This window comes from Microbacterium sp. NPDC090225 (assembly GCF_044772365.1).
In the GTDB taxonomy this organism is placed as follows: Bacteria; Actinomycetota; Actinomycetes; order Actinomycetales; family Microbacteriaceae; genus Microbacterium.
In genome coordinates this window covers 2,536,178-2,551,499 of record NZ_JBIVYS010000001.1, presented here as the reverse complement: position 1 = coordinate 2,551,499, position 15,322 = coordinate 2,536,178, and the positions used below count along the sequence as shown (strand labels likewise).

Genomic DNA, 15,322 nt, shown 5'->3' with positions numbered 1-15,322 from the left:
GGACACTCGTCCACAAAAGCGTAGGGTTCGACTATGCCAACGAGGTCCGATCGCGCCACTGACCCACGTCCGGCACGCACGCGCAACGCGCTCCTCGACGCCGTCCAGCACATCGCCGAAGCGGGCGAGGCCGTGACGCTGGCGCAAGTGTTGAGCACCTCCGGAGTGAGCCGCTCGTCGTTCTACATGCACTTCACCGGCCTGGACGATCTCGCCCTGACCATGCTCGTGCGGGAGTTCTCCGCGATCAGCGAGGGCGACGTGGTCGATCGGGCGACCGGCGCCGACGATGTGAGGGCCATTGCCCGCCGGGCGGCCTCCCGCCTGATCGTCTTCGTGCACGAGAAGCGTGACATGTACCGCGCCGCCCTCGACGGGCACCTGTCGACGCAGTCCGCGGACGCACTCGTGGATGCCTTCGCCCGGGCGGTGCTCAGATCCATGGACTTCCTCGACGATCCGCCACCGGCCGCGCTGGACCACAGTGGGCATGCGCGCTTCATCGCCGGTGGAGCCATCACCCTTCTGCGCGACTGGCTCCGGGCGGACCGCCCCGTTCCCCCTGACGTGATGACCGACCGGCTCATCGCCGCGATGCCCACGTGGCTCGTCGGAGAAACCGAAGATCCCTCTTCGAAAGGAACACACTCATGACCGACAGGCTCGCGGGCAAAGTCGCCCTCATCAGCGGCGCCGCAGGAGGGATGGGCGCCGCCCACGCCGAGCACTTCGTCGCGCACGGCGCGAAGGTGATCCTCGGCGACATCGACCTCGATGGGGCGCGAGCTCTCGCGGCCCGGCTCGGCGAATCCGCACTGGCCGTCGCGTTGAACGTCACCGAGCCCGCGACGTGGCGCGAGGCGATCCGACTCGGAGCCGAGAGATTCGGACCCGTCAACGTCCTCGTCAACAACGCGGGCGTGTCGGGCAGCGCGACCTCGACGACGGAGATCTCCGATGAGGAGTGGCACCGAACCATCGACATCGACCTGAACGGCACATTCCACGGCATCCGCTCCGTGCTGCCGCACATGCTCGACCACGACGGCGGCTCGATCGTCAACATCTCCTCCGCTGCGGGAATGGCGGCGGCCCCCGGGGTGAACATCGCCTACGTCGCCGCGAAGTTCGCCGTCCGCGGCATGTCGAAGCAGGTCGCCATCGAGTACGCGCAGAAGGGTATCCGCGTGAACTCCGTGCACCCCGGGGCGGTACGCACGCCGTTGACGCAGGCTCTCGTCGAGCAGCTCGGCCCGGAGTTCATGGAGGGCTTCTACGCCTCCGTTCCGATGCACCGCATCGCCGAGATGAAGGAGGTCTCCGATGCGGTGATCTTCCTCGCCTCCGACGAGTCCTCGTTCATCACGGGCACCGAACTGGTCGTCGACGGCGGCCTCCTCGCGCTCTGATCGAGTGCGCCACCCACAGAGAGGAAACGACATGACCCGCACCTACCTCGTCACCGGCTCCGCATCGGGCATCGGAAAGGTCACGGCCGCGACGCTGTCCGAACGCGGGCACCGCGTCATCGGCGTGGACCTGAAGGATGCCGACATCGAGGCCGACCTGTCGACGGCCGAGGGCCGCGACGAGCTCGTCCGTCGCGCCACCGAGCTCAGCGGAGGAGTTCTCCACGGCGTGCTGGCCGTCGCCGGCCTCGTGGTCCCGCGTCCGGTGACCGTCGCGGTGAACCACTACGGCGCCGTGGCCACCCTGGAGGGGCTGCGCCCCCTGCTCGCCGCCGCGGAGAACCCGCGCGCCGCCGTCGTGTCGTCTCTCGCCGCGCTCGAGGAGATCGACGATCGGTTGCTCGAGATCATCGAGACCGGAACCGAAGCGGATGCCCTCGCCCACGCGGACTCCCTCGGCGCCACCGCGAACGCCACGGGATCGAGCGTGCTCTACACGACCTCGAAGCTCTCGATCGCGCGGTGGGTTCGGCGGACGGCCGCCTCCGCGGACTGGGCGCGTGCGGGCATCGCGCTCAATGCCGTCGCTCCCGGCGTGATCCTCACCCCGATGACGGCCGCCGCCCTGGAGACGGAGGAGGGCCGCGCCGCGCTGGACGCGGGAGCGCCGGCTCCGTTCGGCGGTCCTGCCGCGGATCCCCTCGCCGTGGCGAACCTGCTCGCCTGGCTCACCAGCGAGGAGAACGTGTACGTGACGGGACAGATCGTCTTCGTCGACGGCGGAGCCGAGAGCATCCGACGCCCCGACCTGGTCTGACGCTCGGCCGGTCGAGCCTCCCACCCCTGCACGAGAAACCCCCGGACACGCCCGGGGGTTTTCTCTTCCCATCCGGATCCCCTCCGGCTCCGAACAGGAGCAGATGGGCGACTCGCGCGCGCCCGCACGACGAGAGGACCTCCCCATGATCGAGTCGTCGACCCCACCGCTCGCAGCCCTCGACGGCTACCGCAACGTCACCGACCTGCTGGCCCGGCGCGAAACGGCCGCCCCCGACCACATCGCCTTCGAGGTGGACCGGGACGGCGGCTGGCAGCCCGTCACCACCCGGGAGTTCGCAAACCAGGTGCGCGCCCTGGCGAAGGGGTTCATCGCCCGCGGCATCCGCACCGGCGACCCGATCGCGATCATGGCGCCGACGCGCTACGAGTGGGCCGTCGCCGACCTCGCCGCGTGGTTCGCCGGCGCCGTAGTCGTGCCGATCTACGAGACGTCGTCGCCCTCGCAGGTGAACGCGATCGTCGCCGACGCCGGCGTGCGTCTGGCGATCGGCGGCACCCTGCAGCACACCGAGCTCCTGCGGGCGGCGCTCACGCAGGCCGACGAACCGACGCTGGGCGCGTGGACGATGGATGCCGACACCCTGGGCGATTCCGAGCCGACTGCCGCGGCATCCGGAACCCTCGACGACCTGGTCGCGCTGGGCGCCGACGTCGCCGACGAAGAGGTCGAGGCGCGCAGGACGAACGCCGCGCAGACCGACCCCGCGACCATCGTCTACACCTCGGGCACCACGGGCGAGCCCAAGGGCGTCGTGCTCACGCATCGGAACTTCCTCGGCCAGGTGCTCAACATCGCCGCCGCGTACCGCGAGATCGTGAACGAGAACGGCAACACCGTCATCTTCCTGCCGCTCGCGCACGTGCTGGCGCGCGGACTCCAGCTGATCTGCCTGGCCAGCGGCATGCGCATCGCTCACCTCTCTGATCCGTCGACCGTCGTGGCCACCCTCGACACCCTCCGCCCGACGTTCCTGGTCGTCGTGCCGCGGGTGCTCGAGAAGATCCAGGCGGCCGCCGCCACCAAGGCGGCCGACAAGGGTCTCGGCCGCGTCTGGGCGAAGGCTCACGAGACGGCCGTCGCCTGGGGCCGCCGCGCCGAGCGCATCGACGCGGGACGCAGGATCCCGAATCGCCGAGGACTCCGCCTGCGACACCGCTTCTTCGACGCCCTCTTCTTCCGCCGCCTGCGCAGTGTGATGGGCGGTCGGGTCGGATACATCCTCTCGGGTGGTGCCGCGCTCGATCCCGAGCTCTCGCTCTTCTTCCGCGGCCTCGGCGTGCCCGTCATCGAGGGGTACGGGCTGACCGAGACGACGGCACCCCTCACCGGCAACCTCCCGGGCCTCATCTCCTCGGGCAGCGTCGGCCAGCCCCTGCCCGGACTGACCGTGCGCATCAGCGACGACGGCGAGGTGCTCGCGCGCGGCATCGGCGTGTTCGACGGCTATCGCAACCCGGCGCACAACGCGGATGCCTTCGTCGACGGATTCTTCCGCACGGGAGACCTCGGGCGACTCGACGACCAGGGTCGGCTGATCCTCGACGGCCGGCTCAAGGAGGTCATCGTCACCTCGAACGGCAAGACGATCGTGCCCACCCGATGGGAGCGGTCCGTCGAGGCCGATCCGCTGGTCTCGCACGCGGTGATGGTCGGCGAGGGCAAGCCCTACCTCTCGGCTCTGCTCGTGCTCGACCCCGAGCAGACGCACGCCTGGGCATCCGCCGAGGGCGTGACCTTCCCCGCCGGCCCGCATGCCGACATCCGCGCGGTGAGCGACCCGGCGCTGCATGCACACCTGCAGCGCGCCGTCGACGCCGCCAACGCGCTCGTCGCGCGCAGCGAGCAGGTGCGCCGCTTCAGCGTCGTGCTCGCCGACCTCGACGACCGCGAGCTGGTCACGCCGACCATGAAGCTCAAGCGGAGCGTCGTGCTGGACCGCGCGGCCGTGACCGTGAACGACCTGTACCTCTGAGAAACGGAAAGAACGCCATGTCGTCACCGACGCCCTCGAACACCAAGTCCTCCCGCTCCTCCCTCATCGCGATCGCGGCCGCCCTCGTCATCGGCGCGCTCGTGGCCCTCGCCGGCAGCCAGAACGGCGCGACGCTCGGCGGCATCCCGCTGTTCGCCCTCGCCGTCGCCGCCGCGTTCGCGATCCAGATCATCGCCTTCATCCCCGCGATGCTGCTGCGCACCGAGCGGTTCTTCGATCTCACCGGCAGCCTCACCTTCTTCGCGATCTCGGCAGCACTCGTGCTGCTGACGCCGATGCCCGACGCGCGCAGCTGGATCCTCGCCGGGATGGTGATGCTGTGGGCGATCCGCCTCGGATCCTTCCTCGCCCTGCGCGTGCACAAGGCCGGATCGGATGGCCGATTCGACGAGATCAAGGGCTCCCCGGTGCGCTTCCTGCAGGTGTGGGTGATCCAGGGGGCGTGGGTGTCGTTGACGGCGGCGGCCGCGTGGATCGCGATCAGCACGGATGCCGCGGCCCGGCCGCCCCTCGGATGGCTGAGCATCGTCGGCGTCGTCGTGTGGGCGATCGGCATGGTGATCGAGGTCGTCGCCGACGCGCAGAAGTCGGCGTTCCGGAAGGACCCGGGCAACCGCGACGAGTTCATCCGCACCGGGCTCTGGTCCCGCTCGCGCCACCCCAACTACTTCGGCGAGATCGTGATCTGGGTCGGTGTCTTCGTCACCGCCGCGCCCGTGCTCACCGGGTGGCAGTGGGTCGCTCTGCTCTCACCGCTGTTCGTGATCCTGCTGCTCACGCGGGTGAGCGGCATCCCGCTGCTCGAGGCACGGGCCGAGAAGAAGTGGGGCGACCGCGACGACTACATCGCCTACCGCGACACCACTCCCGTGCTGATCCCGCGGCTCACGCGGCCGCGGGAACGCGTGACGACGGTGTGACCCCCTCGCCCGCGGGTGCGCGCCCGCCCACGGGCGGGCACGGCCGTCGTGGGCGGTGTCAGCTGGCGATGTCGGTGATGCGCGTCGGAGCCGGGCGGAGGTTCGTGAGCGCCGCCCGCGTCAGCGCGCGCACGATCGGGAGCGCGGTGGCGGTCGCCGCGGCGATCTCCTGCGGGGAGAGTCCGAAATACCTCGCGAGCGCGACGCATTCGCGCTGCTCCTTCGGCAGAGTGCGCAGGATGCCGCTGTCGTAGCGGTCCACCGCCCGCTCGTGCGCGATCTCCGCGATCCACCCGAGAACGGATCCGGCGACGATCGCACCTTCGCCCGCACATCGCCAGACGGCGAGGTACGCGGCCTGCAGAATCTCCTCCGTAGCCGCCCGCTCGCTGACGACGTCGTGGATGAGCCGGAGCACCTGCGCAGAGGTGCGGTCGTAGACCTCGGCGAAGGCCTCCTGGTCTCCGCGGGCCGTCCGATCCATCAGCACGCGCAGGCTCGCCTCGTCACATCCCCGGGGGACAAGAGTCGAGGCCACCGCATCCATGATCCGATGGTTCCACTCCGAGGCATTCCGCAGTGAGCCATTGCTTCGACGCTCCTTTTCCGCTACGGGCGTCGACGGCGTCCCGTCGACGCCCGCGACGCACGACACCTCTATGTGCGGACCGTTCATTCCGAGCATCCGACCCTGTGCCCTGCGCACATGAAGACCTCCGGACGACCTGCCTAGCCTGGGTGAGGTTCGCCCGCCCACCGATGACCTCGGCGCGCGCACCACCACCTCGACACACAGGAGTGCCATGGACATCGACATCGCCGACGACATCGATCGCCCCGGACTGGACCCGCGCGCACAACGCCGTCGGGCCGTCATCGGAAGCTCGGTCGGAACCATCATCGAGTGGTACGACTTCACTCTCTACGGGCTCGCATCGGCTCTGGTCTTCGCGCCGCTGTTCTTCCCGGGCGGCGGCGACTTCGCCGGTCTGCTGGGTGCGTTCGCGACGTTCGCCGTCGGTTTCGGCGCCCGCCCGATCGGCGGCCTCGTGTTCGCGCACTTCGGTGACCGGATCGGCCGCAAGGGAACCCTCCTCGCGACGCTCCTCATGATGGGCATCGCGACGACCCTCATCGGCCTGCTGCCGACGGCCGAGACGATCGGCATCTGGGCACCGATCCTGCTGATCGTCCTGCGCCTCTTCCAGGGCGCCGGAGCGGGGGCCGAGTTCGCGGGCGCGATGACGATGGCGAGCGAATCGTCCGACACGCGCAACCGCGCCTTCATCGCGGGCTTCCCCGGAGCATCCGTCTACGTCGGCATGGCGCTCGCCACTGCCACCTTCGCGCTCATCAGCCTGCTGCCCGTCGAGCAGTTCCAGGCGTGGGGATGGCGCATCCCGTTCATCGCGAGCATCGTGATCGTGGCGTTCGCGCTGTACTTCCGCCTGCGCGTGAAGGAGACCGCTGCGTTCGAGGCCGCCGAGCGCGACGGCGAGGTGACGCGTGCGCCGCTGGTCACGGCGGTGCGCTCGCACTGGCGCACGCTCCTCGCCGGCATGGCACTGTTCGCGTTCGCCCTGCCGTGGGTCTACGTCGTGCAGACGTTCTCGATCTCGTACACGACCGGCACGCTCTCGGTGAACCCCACGCACGCCCTCATCGGCCTCATCGTCGCCGAGCTGCTCACGATCCCGGCGACCCTCGGGTTCGGGCGACTCGCCGATCGCATCGGCCGCAAGCCGGTGCTCATCGGGGCGGCGATCTTCGCGATCGCGTTCGCGTTCCCCATGTTCATGCTGTTCCAGACCGAGAACTCGGTTCTCGTCGCTCTGGGGCTCATCCTCGGCCTCGCGATCGTGCAGGGGGCGACGATCGGGGTGAGCGCCGCCATGCTCGCAGAGCTCTTCCCCACCCGCATGCGCTGGAGCGGCATCGCGATCTCGCGCGAGATCCCCGCCGCCCTCGTCGGCGGCACGGCACCCCTGGTCGCCACCGCACTGGTCGGCCTTTCCGGGGGCGCGCCCTGGCTGGTCGCCGGTTATCTCGTGGGTCTCAGCGTGATCGGACTCATCGGCATCTCGGTGCTGCCCGAGACGCTGCACCGGGCGGATGCCGCGGCCCCCACCGACACGACGGACGGGTCGCTCGTCACGAAGTGAGAGCCGCTCAACCTGAGTGATCGCACCGAATCGGAGGCGCCGCACACCGCCTCCGCGCTTCTCCCACCCGGCGGCGCCGGCAGGCTCCACCGGGCCGATATTCTGCTGGGCGATCGGGGGGAGGGCGCTCTGGCGGCGCATGCGCGCCGTCCCGTCATGACTGCCTCGATCGGCATACCGGAAGGCCATTGAAATACCCGATCACAGGTGAGAAATTTACCCTCTCGGGGGGTGTGCGATCCCGCACGGAGATGCGTAGCATCCAGCGGTGGACGCTCCACGCGTCGACGTATCCACACCCGTCGCCCTCCCGAGAGGTACACGAATCGTGCTGTCGCCCCGCACCGACGATCTGCCGACCGTCTCGGTCGTGATCCCCGCCCTGAATGAGGAGCTGACGATCGCTCGCTGCCTCCACGCCCTGTCGCGAACGCCGGATCCTCCCGAGGAGATCGTCATCGTCGACAACGGATGCTCGGATCGCACCGTGCCTCTCGCGCGGGCGTTCGACCGCGTCAGGGTCGTCCAGGAGCCGCGTCGAGGGATCACTTTCGCGCGATCGACCGGTTTCGACGCGGCCCGAGGAGACGTCATCGCCCGGATCGATGCGGATTCGGAGGTGGCCCCTGACTGGCTCCATCGGATCCGCGATCGATTCGCCCACGAACCCGACCTGGATGCCATCGGGGGCGATGCCGCGATCTCCGAACTCTCCCCCGGCGACCGCCTCTGGTTCCGCTGGTGGTATCGCGGATTCCGGGCATGGCATCAGCGGAGCATCGGAGTGCAGCCGATGCTCTACGGATTCAACTGCGCGTTCCGGCGCACGGCGTGGGAGAGCGCTCGGCACCTGACCGGCACGGATGACCTGCGCGTCACGGACGACCTGGATGTCACCATCGCCCTGCTGCGCGCCGGACACACCCTGCGGCACGACCCCGGGCTCCTCGTGAAAGCGCGTCTCTTCCGCTCGATCCAACGCGAGAAGCTGCGCCAGTACTACCTCTCCGACGGCCTCACGCTCGCACGCCACGGAGTCGGCAATCCCCAGCGCTGGGTATCACCGCTCACCAGCGGGAGTCGGACGTGACGGACGGGAGCATCCCCCGCGGCGCCGGCACGCCGTGGTATCGATCCGGCAGGTTCTGGGTGAGCGCCGCGACCGTCGTGGTGGTGGGCGGCATCATCTGGAGTGCGTGGCCGCAGGTGATCGAGGCGATCGGGTCCCTCGCGACCGTGAACCTCTGGGTGCTGGCGCTCCTCGTCCCGGTGCAACTGGCGAGCTTCGCCGTCACGGGCGAGGTTCTCTACTCCTTCCTCCGCTCGCGCGACGAGATCGCGCGTGTGGGCCCTCTCGCCGCCATGCGGATGTCTCTCGAGTTCAACTTCGCCAACCACATGCTGCCGTCGGCCGGCGCCGCCGGCGTCGCGTACACGACCTGGAAGCTCTCGACGCTCGGCGTCGCCGCCAGTCGCGGGACGCTCGCTCAACTCGTCCGATTCGGCGTCACGTTCGTGTCCTTCGTCTGCCTCCTGGCGGCGGCCGCGCTCGCCCTCATCCTGGAGGGGCGCGGGCGCTCGGACGTCCTGTGGCTCGCCGCCCTGATCGCGTTCCTCGCCATCGTCGCGATCATCGGGACGATCGTCCTGCTTCGACGTCGCCGCCTCCTGCACCGCTTCGCGGGGGTGATCTCGCAGACGGCCGCACGCGCGGCTCGGGTCTTCCGAAAGCCGCCCCCCATCGGCACGGTGGCGCTCGTGCGCTTCTTCGACGGGCTCCACCTCGAACTCCGCGATGTCGCCCGCCGGCCTCGCGCGCTCCTCACGCCGCTCCTGTGGTCCTTCGTCGTCAACGTGCTCGACGCGGGAATCCTGTGGGTCGGACTCGCCGCGTTCGACATCCGCGCAGACCCCGCACTCCTGTTCGTGGCCTACGGAATGGCGACCCTCGCAAGCATCGTGATCCTCACCCCCAACGGCGTCGGCGGGTACGAGGTCGTCCTGGTCGGAACCCTGTTCGCCGGCGGCATGAGCGGCGGCGGCGTCATCGCCGCGGTGGTCGTCGTGCGAGTCGTCCAGCTGCTCGGCACGATCGTGTTCGGGTGGGGCTTCTACCAGCACAGCGTCGCCACCGCCGGAGCCCCGGCGCTGCGGTCCGCTCGGGCGCAGGTCTGAGCAGGAGGGACGCGCCGACAGACTCGACGATTCCGCTGTCGACGTCGCGACCGGCCGCCGTCGCGACCGGCCGCCACTCAGCCCGCGTACATCTCCCCCACCGGCACCGCGACGGGGAGCACGTTGCCGGGCTGGGCGAGCGGGCAGGCCCACGCCGGGTCGTAGGCGCACGACGGGTTGTACGCGAAGTTGAAGTCGAGCACGAGCGTTCCGCCCGCGGCATCCGATCCGAGGTCGGCGCCCTTGATCGTGTCGACGAGGTAGCGGCCGCCGCCGTAGGTGCCGCCGGGCTTGCCGGCGAGCGCATCGCGCACCGGGATGAAGAGCCCGCCGCCGTACGTCGTCAACCGCCACACGTCGAGCGAACCGGCATCGGGCACCTCGACCCGACCGATGCGCTCGAAGGGCACGACGCCGTCGGTGCCGGTCGGGAAGTCGAACGTCGCGGGCTCGGCCTCGAGGATCGGCAGCTCGAAACGCCACTGCGCGTCGTACGACGCGATCGGCAGCCCCTCGAACATCACGCGGTCCTCGGGGAGCAGCGCGGTCGCGGGGTGATGCAGCATCAGATCGTCGCGCTCGATGCGCCACAGTTCGTGGGCGTCTTCGGGAGAATCCGCCTCGCGCACGGCGGCGTAGAGGGCGAAGACGCGGCGTCGCCAATCGGCGACCTCGAGGGCGGTGCGCGAAGCGGTGGTCGACATGCGTCCAGGCTACGGGGCTTCGCCCGCCGCCGGGCAGGATCGGGAAGGCCTGGCGCGGATGCCGCGCGCCGGACTACCGTGACCCCATGGCGACCTTCGCACTCATCCACGGCGGCGGATCGACGGGCTGGGACTGGCACCTGGTCGCGCCGCACCTCGAACGCACCGGGCACGAGGCGGTGACGGTCGACCTGCCGACCGAGCGAGCGGATGCCGAGCTCTCCGACTACGTGCGCACGGTGCGCGATGCCGTGGGCCCTCGCGAACACACGATCGTCGTCGGCCATTCGCTGGGCGGCTTCACGGCGCCCCTCGCCGCGGAGGCGCTCGGTGCCGACGGACTCGTCTACTTCTCGGCGATGATCCCGCAGCCGGGTGAGACCTTCATGGACTGGTGGACGAACACCGGCCACGACCGCGAGAGCATCGACGACGATCCCGAGGTCTCGTTCTACAACGGGGTGCCACGGGAGCTCGCCGACGAAGCGCGTCGACGCGAGCGGGATCAGCAGGGCGCGTGGCTGTCGAAGCCGTGGCCCGGCGAGCACCTGCCCGCGATCCCCACCATCGGGATCGTGTGCACCGACGACAACTTCTTCCCCGCACCGTTCATGCGTCGGGTCATCCGCGAGCGACTGGGAACCGACGCGGTCGAGGTGCCCGGCGGGCACTACGCGGCACTCACCCACCCCGCCGAGGTCGCCGCCGCGCTCGACCGTTTCTCGCGCGAGGTGACGTGAACGACTCGTCGTTTTCGGGCGAGGCGCGCAAGGATACGAACATGCGCCTCGCCGATCTCACTCCTCCGTCGTCTCCCGCCGCCGTCGCCGCCCGCGACATCGCGACCCGGTACCACTCGCCGTCGCTGCTCAATCACGTGGTGCGGTCCTGGCTGTGGGCCGAGGGATTCGCGCTCCTCGAGGGCCGCGACGAGATCGATCACGAACTGCTCTACGTCTCGGCCCTGCTGCACGACATCGGCATCGTTCCCGCCTTCGACAACGCCTCCCTCTCCTACGAGGAAGCGGGCGGACATGTGGCCGTGGCGCTGACGGCGGGCGCGGGATGGTCGGCGGAGCGCAGCGATCGTGCTCTCGACGTGATCATCCGACACAACTGGCCCTCGGTCGACCCGGCGTTCGACATCGAGGGTCACCTGCTCGAGATCGCGACGGGCCTCGACATCTCGGGCGCCCGCCCCGATGCCCTCCCGGCGGACTTCGTGCGGGAGGTGCTCGACGCCTACCCGCGCCTCGATCTCGCCGAGGAGTTCGGCGCGGGCGTCGTCGACCAGGCCCGGCGCAAGCCGCACACCGCGGCCCTCCGACTCGTCGACGGCGGAGTGGTCGACAAGCTGCGCAACAACCCGCTCGAACGGATCGGGTGAGGTGTCGACCCCTCGGAGCCACCCCTCGACCACGGGGGGCGCCGAGCGGAGCGACGTCAACCCCCTCCGCGGCGCTCTCGACGAGACGTACCGTCGAACTCCCGACGGAAAGAGGACGACATGAGCGATCCCGTGAGCAACGACCTGCACGACGACGACCACCAGAACACGCAGGGCACGCCCGGCGCCGACGAGGAGGCCGACACGGCCTCTGGCGGCGCGCCGGAAGAGCCCGACAAGGACTGATCCCGGCGCTGAGGGGTCAAGACACGCCGCGCGCGCGAGCGCGATTGCGGCGTGTCTTGACCCCTCAGCAGTGTGCGGGAATGACAGGGGCGGGGTCGCACCCACGACCCCGCCCCTCTTTCATCCCCTCAGGTCACGAGGCATCCGCCTCCGACGCGTCGGCCAGGACGGACCGACGACGCCACACCATCAGCACGCCGAGCGCGAGGAGAAGCGCTGCGGCGATGCCGACGGGCACCACGGGGAAATCGGAGCCGGTCGACGCCAGCCCATCGGGGCCGGCCACAGCGGCTCCACCGGCGGGGTCACCGTCCGACCCGCCGTCCGACCCACCCTCGGCCGGGGCCGCCGCGACGGTGACCGCGAGCGACGCGAGCCCCGAGGGGCCGGTGGCGGTGAGCGTGTGCTCTCCGACGTCGACCGAGTCGGGCACGGTGACGACCGCGCGGGCCGTTCCGTCCTCACCGATCGTGAGGGTGGCGAGGAGGACGGGCTCGGAGTGCAGCACCAGCTCGACCTCCTCACCCGCGACGAATCCTGCGATGTCGATCGTCGTCGGCACGCCGATCCGCAGCGCACCGCCCTCCAGCGAGATGCTCCGCGCGGGGGTCTCGCCCTCGCCCGGATCCACCTCGGCGATCGCGGTCGAGAGCACTCCCGCGACCTCTTCCACCTCCACCTGGCTGACCTCCGCATTGCCGGAGCCGGGGGTGGTGCGGTTCACCTTCGCGACGAGCGCCCGAGCATCGTCGAGGGCCGCATCGAGAGCGGCATCCGACACCGATGCGGCGAGCGCATCGCCCTCGGAGATCAGCGCCTCGATCTCGCTCGTGTCGACGATCTCCACCGTGACGCGCACGGGGGTGCCCGCACTGAACTCGAAGATCAGCCCGGACGTCCCGAGCATCTTGTCGGCATAGAAGGCCGGAGTCAGCCGGTACACGCTGACGCCATCTGCCCCTGCGGTGACGGTGTAGTCGTCGGCGTCGAGCGATCCGACGACCGCTCCCGAGGTCGTGACATAGCGGATCGCGTCGAGCGTGGCGCCATCGGCATCCGCGGTGAACTCCACCGCGTTGTTCGGGTTGTCGGCCTGCGCGGGGTTGCGGTCGAACACGCCGATCGCGGGCGTGACGACCGGCTGGGAGTCGTCGGCATTGCGGTAGACCGAGATGCGCGTGAGCGTGGGCTTGTAGATCTCGCCGGACCGCATGCTCGTGATCGAGAGGCGCAGCTTCGACGAGGTGACCGTGCCGAAGCCGTCGATCACGGCATCGCGGCCGATGCCCGAGTCGCGGGTGACGAACGCCTCCCACTGCTCGGTGTCGGCGTTCCAGCTCTGCAGGGTGAAGTCCATCACGCGCAGCCCCGTGCCCGAGTCGGTGAACTCGTCGAGCACGACCTCGTCGAAGGCGGTCTCGGCACCGAAGTCGATGTCGATCGTCAGCGGGAACGTGGCGTCGTCCGCGGCCGCCCAGCGGGTGGTCGGGTCGCCGTCGACGAGCTTGTCGGCCGAGAGCACGAAGTTCTGGTGCGGATGCGTCGAGCTCGCCGTCGCGGTCTTGCCGAGGGCCAGGTCGACACGCGTGTCGACGCCCTCCTCCTCGATCGGGTCGTCGTCGACGGGGTTCGTCACCACCGGGCCGTTCGCCGTCTCGTGCAGTCCGATGTCGGGGGCGTCCCCGCGGTACGAGGGGTCGCCGAAGAAGTCGAACTCGCCGATGCGCTCGTTGTAGCGCCCGGCGTCGACGAGCGGCGAGGCGTCGTCGAGGCGGAAGATGCTCGCCGACTGCCGGATGTTCTCGACACCGGCGCCCTGCGCATAGTCGGCGGGGTCACCGACGAAGAGCGGGTCACCGACGACGGCCCGGTCGTCCTTCGGCTGCTGCGTCGAGTACTCGCCGCTCGCCTCGTAGTAGGCGTTGTTGGAGAACACCGCACGGTCGAGGCCGCCCGGCTTCGCCGCCCACGTGGTCGTGTCGGTCGTGGAGGTGTTGTAGAAGATGTTGTTCGCGAAGTAGACGCGGTCCTTCAGCACCTCGTCGTGCACCGATTCGAGGATCGACCCGTCGTAGACGAACACGTTGTTGAGCACGTACGTCGGCGAGTAGTTGCTCGACAGCATGTTCTTCCAGATCACGCCGTTGTCGTTGACGCTGAGGTTGTACCGGGCGACGGAGTTGCCGCTGTTGCCCATGTAGGCCATCCAGCCGCCCTTGTTGTCGTGCGAGTAGTTGTACTCGTAGGTCACGTCGAAGTTGGTGAACTCGAGGTCCCAGGGAGTGGCGTCGTACTGGTTCGCCGGCCCGTCGTAGATCTCGTTGAACCGCATGACCGACTCGGCGCCCGCCCAGAGGTACAGACCGGCCGAGACCTGCTCGTAGCGCTGCAGCCACCCGTTCGCCTCGTTGTACTCGGCGAGCAGGTTCTTGGTGTTCGCGAACTGGTACGGCCCCTGGCCGATGCTCTCGGCGTAGTTGTGGGCGATGTGCACGTTGCGGCTGTAGAGGTCGCGGTCGCGTACCCAGAGCTGCTCCCAGCCCTCGTGGAACTTGCCGGTCTCGTCGTTGTATCCGACCTGGTCTCCGAACCAGTTGAAGCCGAACTGGATGGCGTGCAGCTCGACGCGCTCGAACGTGTTGTTCACGATCTCGATGTCGCGGAAGTAGTGGCCGCCCGTCGCGTACGCGCCGTACTGCTGCGAGCCGAACACCTGGAAGTTCACGCCGCCGTAGTGGATGCGCTGCCAGATGCTCGGACCGTCGATGTCGTGTACGTGGAGGTCGCGGATCACGATGCCGTCCATGATCGTGTCGGCACCGGCGGGGAGCAGATCGGCGTTGATCGACACCGAGACACCATCGCGCACGTAGGAGCCGCGCGTGATGTCGGTGGCGAAGTCGTCGTCGTTGCTGAGCTCCAGGTTCGCGATGTGCACGTACTCCTGGTTGCGCAGGTTCACGGCGCCGGTGAGCCCGACGGTCTGGACGTTCTTGGTCGTGCCCGAGGTGAAGGGGCTGGGCACGTTGCCGTTGGTGGCGATGTAGGGCAGGCCGTCTGCGGGGTCGCCGTAGGCGTCGATGACGATGGGCTTGCCCGCCTCGCCCGAGCCCTTGGGCCAGAGCTGCTGGTCGCTCCAGGTCTCGCCGCCCTTGAGCAGGATGCGGTCGCCGGGGAGGAAGGTGGTGTCGTTGGCCTTGGCGAGCGACTTCCAGGCGGTCGCCTCGGAGGTTCCGGATGCCGCGTCGTCACCGCCCGTGGCGTCGAGGAAGTAGTCGGTGCCGCCGTAGGGGTTGGCCGTGGCTCCTGCCCAACCGGTGTCGGCGACGTCGGCGACGGCGGGGGCCGCGGCGACGCCGACGAGGGCAGTCGTCGCGAGGATGCTCGTGAGGGCGAAAGCGCCGAAGCGCCGGCCTCGATGTCTCGGGGAGCGGTGTCGTGTCATTGCGGGTCCCTTCTTCGGAGGTTGCTGCGGAGGGCAGGAC

General features: G+C 69.5%; 14 protein-coding genes. 11 read left to right on the top strand and 3 right to left on the bottom strand.

Annotation, left to right across the window (positions count from 1 at the left end; genetic code table 11):
- The first annotated feature begins 33 nt into the window (after positions 1 to 33).
- The 5 genes from ACIQTT_RS12210 (at position 34) to ACIQTT_RS12190 (ending at position 5,163) form a co-directional block, all read left to right on the top strand.
- Positions 34 to 654, top strand: coding sequence for a TetR/AcrR family transcriptional regulator (locus ACIQTT_RS12210; RefSeq protein ID WP_402790164.1), 621 nt, complete (start codon positions 34 to 36; stop codon positions 652 to 654).
- A complete protein-coding gene (locus ACIQTT_RS12205; RefSeq protein ID WP_402790161.1) occupies positions 651 to 1,409 on the top strand; it encodes an SDR family NAD(P)-dependent oxidoreductase in 759 nt (252 codons plus the stop codon). Before ACIQTT_RS12210 ends, ACIQTT_RS12205 begins: the two co-directional genes overlap by 4 nt.
- A gap of 31 nt (positions 1,410 to 1,440) precedes the next feature.
- Complete coding sequence (locus ACIQTT_RS12200; RefSeq protein WP_402790158.1) at positions 1,441 to 2,226, top strand: SDR family oxidoreductase; 786 nt, start codon at positions 1,441 to 1,443, stop codon at positions 2,224 to 2,226.
- 145 nt (positions 2,227 to 2,371) lie between these two features.
- Entirely contained in the window at positions 2,372 to 4,222 is a 1,851-nt protein-coding gene (locus ACIQTT_RS12195) for an AMP-dependent synthetase/ligase (RefSeq protein WP_402790155.1), read from the top strand.
- A 17-nt stretch (positions 4,223 to 4,239) separates the two neighbouring features.
- The gene (locus tag ACIQTT_RS12190; protein WP_402790152.1) at positions 4,240 to 5,163 is read left to right on the top strand and encodes a DUF1295 domain-containing protein; all 924 of its coding nucleotides are present in this window, start codon (positions 4,240 to 4,242) and stop codon (positions 5,161 to 5,163) included.
- A 58-nt stretch (positions 5,164 to 5,221) separates the two neighbouring features.
- Here ACIQTT_RS12190 and ACIQTT_RS12185 read toward each other — a convergent pair whose 3' ends face one another.
- Complete coding sequence (locus ACIQTT_RS12185; RefSeq protein WP_402790149.1) at positions 5,222 to 5,647, bottom strand: sigma factor-like helix-turn-helix DNA-binding protein; 426 nt, start codon at positions 5,645 to 5,647, stop codon at positions 5,222 to 5,224.
- A gap of 319 nt (positions 5,648 to 5,966) precedes the next feature.
- Here ACIQTT_RS12185 and ACIQTT_RS12180 point away from each other — a divergent pair, with 319 nt between their 5' ends.
- From ACIQTT_RS12180 to ACIQTT_RS12170, 3 genes are all read left to right on the top strand, one after another.
- Positions 5,967 to 7,325: an MFS transporter gene (locus tag ACIQTT_RS12180; protein ID WP_402790146.1), complete on the top strand. Its 1,359-nt coding sequence runs from the start codon at positions 5,967 to 5,969 to the stop codon at positions 7,323 to 7,325.
- Positions 7,326 to 7,593: 268 nt separating this feature from the next.
- Positions 7,594 to 8,415: a glycosyltransferase gene (locus ACIQTT_RS12175; protein ID WP_402790143.1), complete on the top strand. Its 822-nt coding sequence runs from the start codon at positions 7,594 to 7,596 to the stop codon at positions 8,413 to 8,415.
- A gap of 59 nt (positions 8,416 to 8,474) precedes the next feature.
- On the top strand, positions 8,475 to 9,500 hold the full coding sequence (locus tag ACIQTT_RS12170; protein WP_402790141.1) for a YbhN family protein: 1,026 nt from the start codon (positions 8,475 to 8,477) through the stop codon (positions 9,498 to 9,500).
- A gap of 77 nt (positions 9,501 to 9,577) precedes the next feature.
- Here the strand turns inward: ACIQTT_RS12170 and ACIQTT_RS12165 are convergent, their stop codons facing one another.
- Positions 9,578 to 10,204, bottom strand: coding sequence for a DUF1684 domain-containing protein (locus tag ACIQTT_RS12165; RefSeq protein ID WP_402790138.1), 627 nt, complete (start codon positions 10,202 to 10,204; stop codon positions 9,578 to 9,580).
- A gap of 86 nt (positions 10,205 to 10,290) precedes the next feature.
- Between ACIQTT_RS12165 and ACIQTT_RS12160 the strand changes: the two genes are divergently transcribed.
- The 3 genes from ACIQTT_RS12160 (at position 10,291) to ACIQTT_RS12150 (ending at position 11,837) form a co-directional block, all read left to right on the top strand.
- Positions 10,291 to 10,944, top strand: coding sequence for an alpha/beta fold hydrolase (locus ACIQTT_RS12160; RefSeq protein ID WP_402790135.1), 654 nt, complete (start codon positions 10,291 to 10,293; stop codon positions 10,942 to 10,944).
- A gap of 41 nt (positions 10,945 to 10,985) precedes the next feature.
- On the top strand, positions 10,986 to 11,591 hold the full coding sequence (locus ACIQTT_RS12155) for an HD domain-containing protein (RefSeq protein ID WP_402790132.1): 606 nt from the start codon (positions 10,986 to 10,988) through the stop codon (positions 11,589 to 11,591).
- A 120-nt stretch (positions 11,592 to 11,711) separates the two neighbouring features.
- On the top strand, positions 11,712 to 11,837 hold the full coding sequence (locus ACIQTT_RS12150) for a hypothetical protein (protein WP_402790129.1): 126 nt from the start codon (positions 11,712 to 11,714) through the stop codon (positions 11,835 to 11,837).
- A 133-nt stretch (positions 11,838 to 11,970) separates the two neighbouring features.
- Here the strand turns inward: ACIQTT_RS12150 and ACIQTT_RS12145 are convergent, their stop codons facing one another.
- Positions 11,971 to 15,282 carry a discoidin domain-containing protein gene (locus ACIQTT_RS12145; RefSeq protein WP_402790126.1) on the bottom strand — a complete coding sequence of 1,104 codons (3,312 nt, stop codon included), beginning with the start codon at positions 15,280 to 15,282 and terminating at the stop codon, positions 11,971 to 11,973.
- Positions 15,283 to 15,322: the final 40 nt, after the last annotated feature.

Coding starts and splice junctions, on each gene's coding strand:
- ACIQTT_RS12210 (WP_402790164.1), top strand. CDS start 34: ATGCCAACGAGGTCCGATCGCGCCACTGACCCACGTCCGGCACGCACG.
- ACIQTT_RS12205 (WP_402790161.1), top strand. CDS start 651: ATGACCGACAGGCTCGCGGGCAAAGTCGCCCTCATCAGCGGCGCCGCA.
- ACIQTT_RS12165 (WP_402790138.1), bottom strand. CDS start 10,204: ATGTCGACCACCGCTTCGCGCACCGCCCTCGAGGTCGCCGATTGGCGA.
- ACIQTT_RS12200 (WP_402790158.1), top strand. CDS start 1,441: ATGACCCGCACCTACCTCGTCACCGGCTCCGCATCGGGCATCGGAAAG.
- ACIQTT_RS12185 (WP_402790149.1), bottom strand. CDS start 5,647: ATGGATCGGACGGCCCGCGGAGACCAGGAGGCCTTCGCCGAGGTCTAC.
- ACIQTT_RS12190 (WP_402790152.1), top strand. CDS start 4,240: ATGTCGTCACCGACGCCCTCGAACACCAAGTCCTCCCGCTCCTCCCTC.
- ACIQTT_RS12195 (WP_402790155.1), top strand. CDS start 2,372: ATGATCGAGTCGTCGACCCCACCGCTCGCAGCCCTCGACGGCTACCGC.
- ACIQTT_RS12145 (WP_402790126.1), bottom strand. CDS start 15,282: ATGACACGACACCGCTCCCCGAGACATCGAGGCCGGCGCTTCGGCGCT.
- ACIQTT_RS12160 (WP_402790135.1), top strand. CDS start 10,291: ATGGCGACCTTCGCACTCATCCACGGCGGCGGATCGACGGGCTGGGAC.
- ACIQTT_RS12155 (WP_402790132.1), top strand. CDS start 10,986: ATGCGCCTCGCCGATCTCACTCCTCCGTCGTCTCCCGCCGCCGTCGCC.
- ACIQTT_RS12180 (WP_402790146.1), top strand. CDS start 5,967: ATGGACATCGACATCGCCGACGACATCGATCGCCCCGGACTGGACCCG.
- ACIQTT_RS12150 (WP_402790129.1), top strand. CDS start 11,712: ATGAGCGATCCCGTGAGCAACGACCTGCACGACGACGACCACCAGAAC.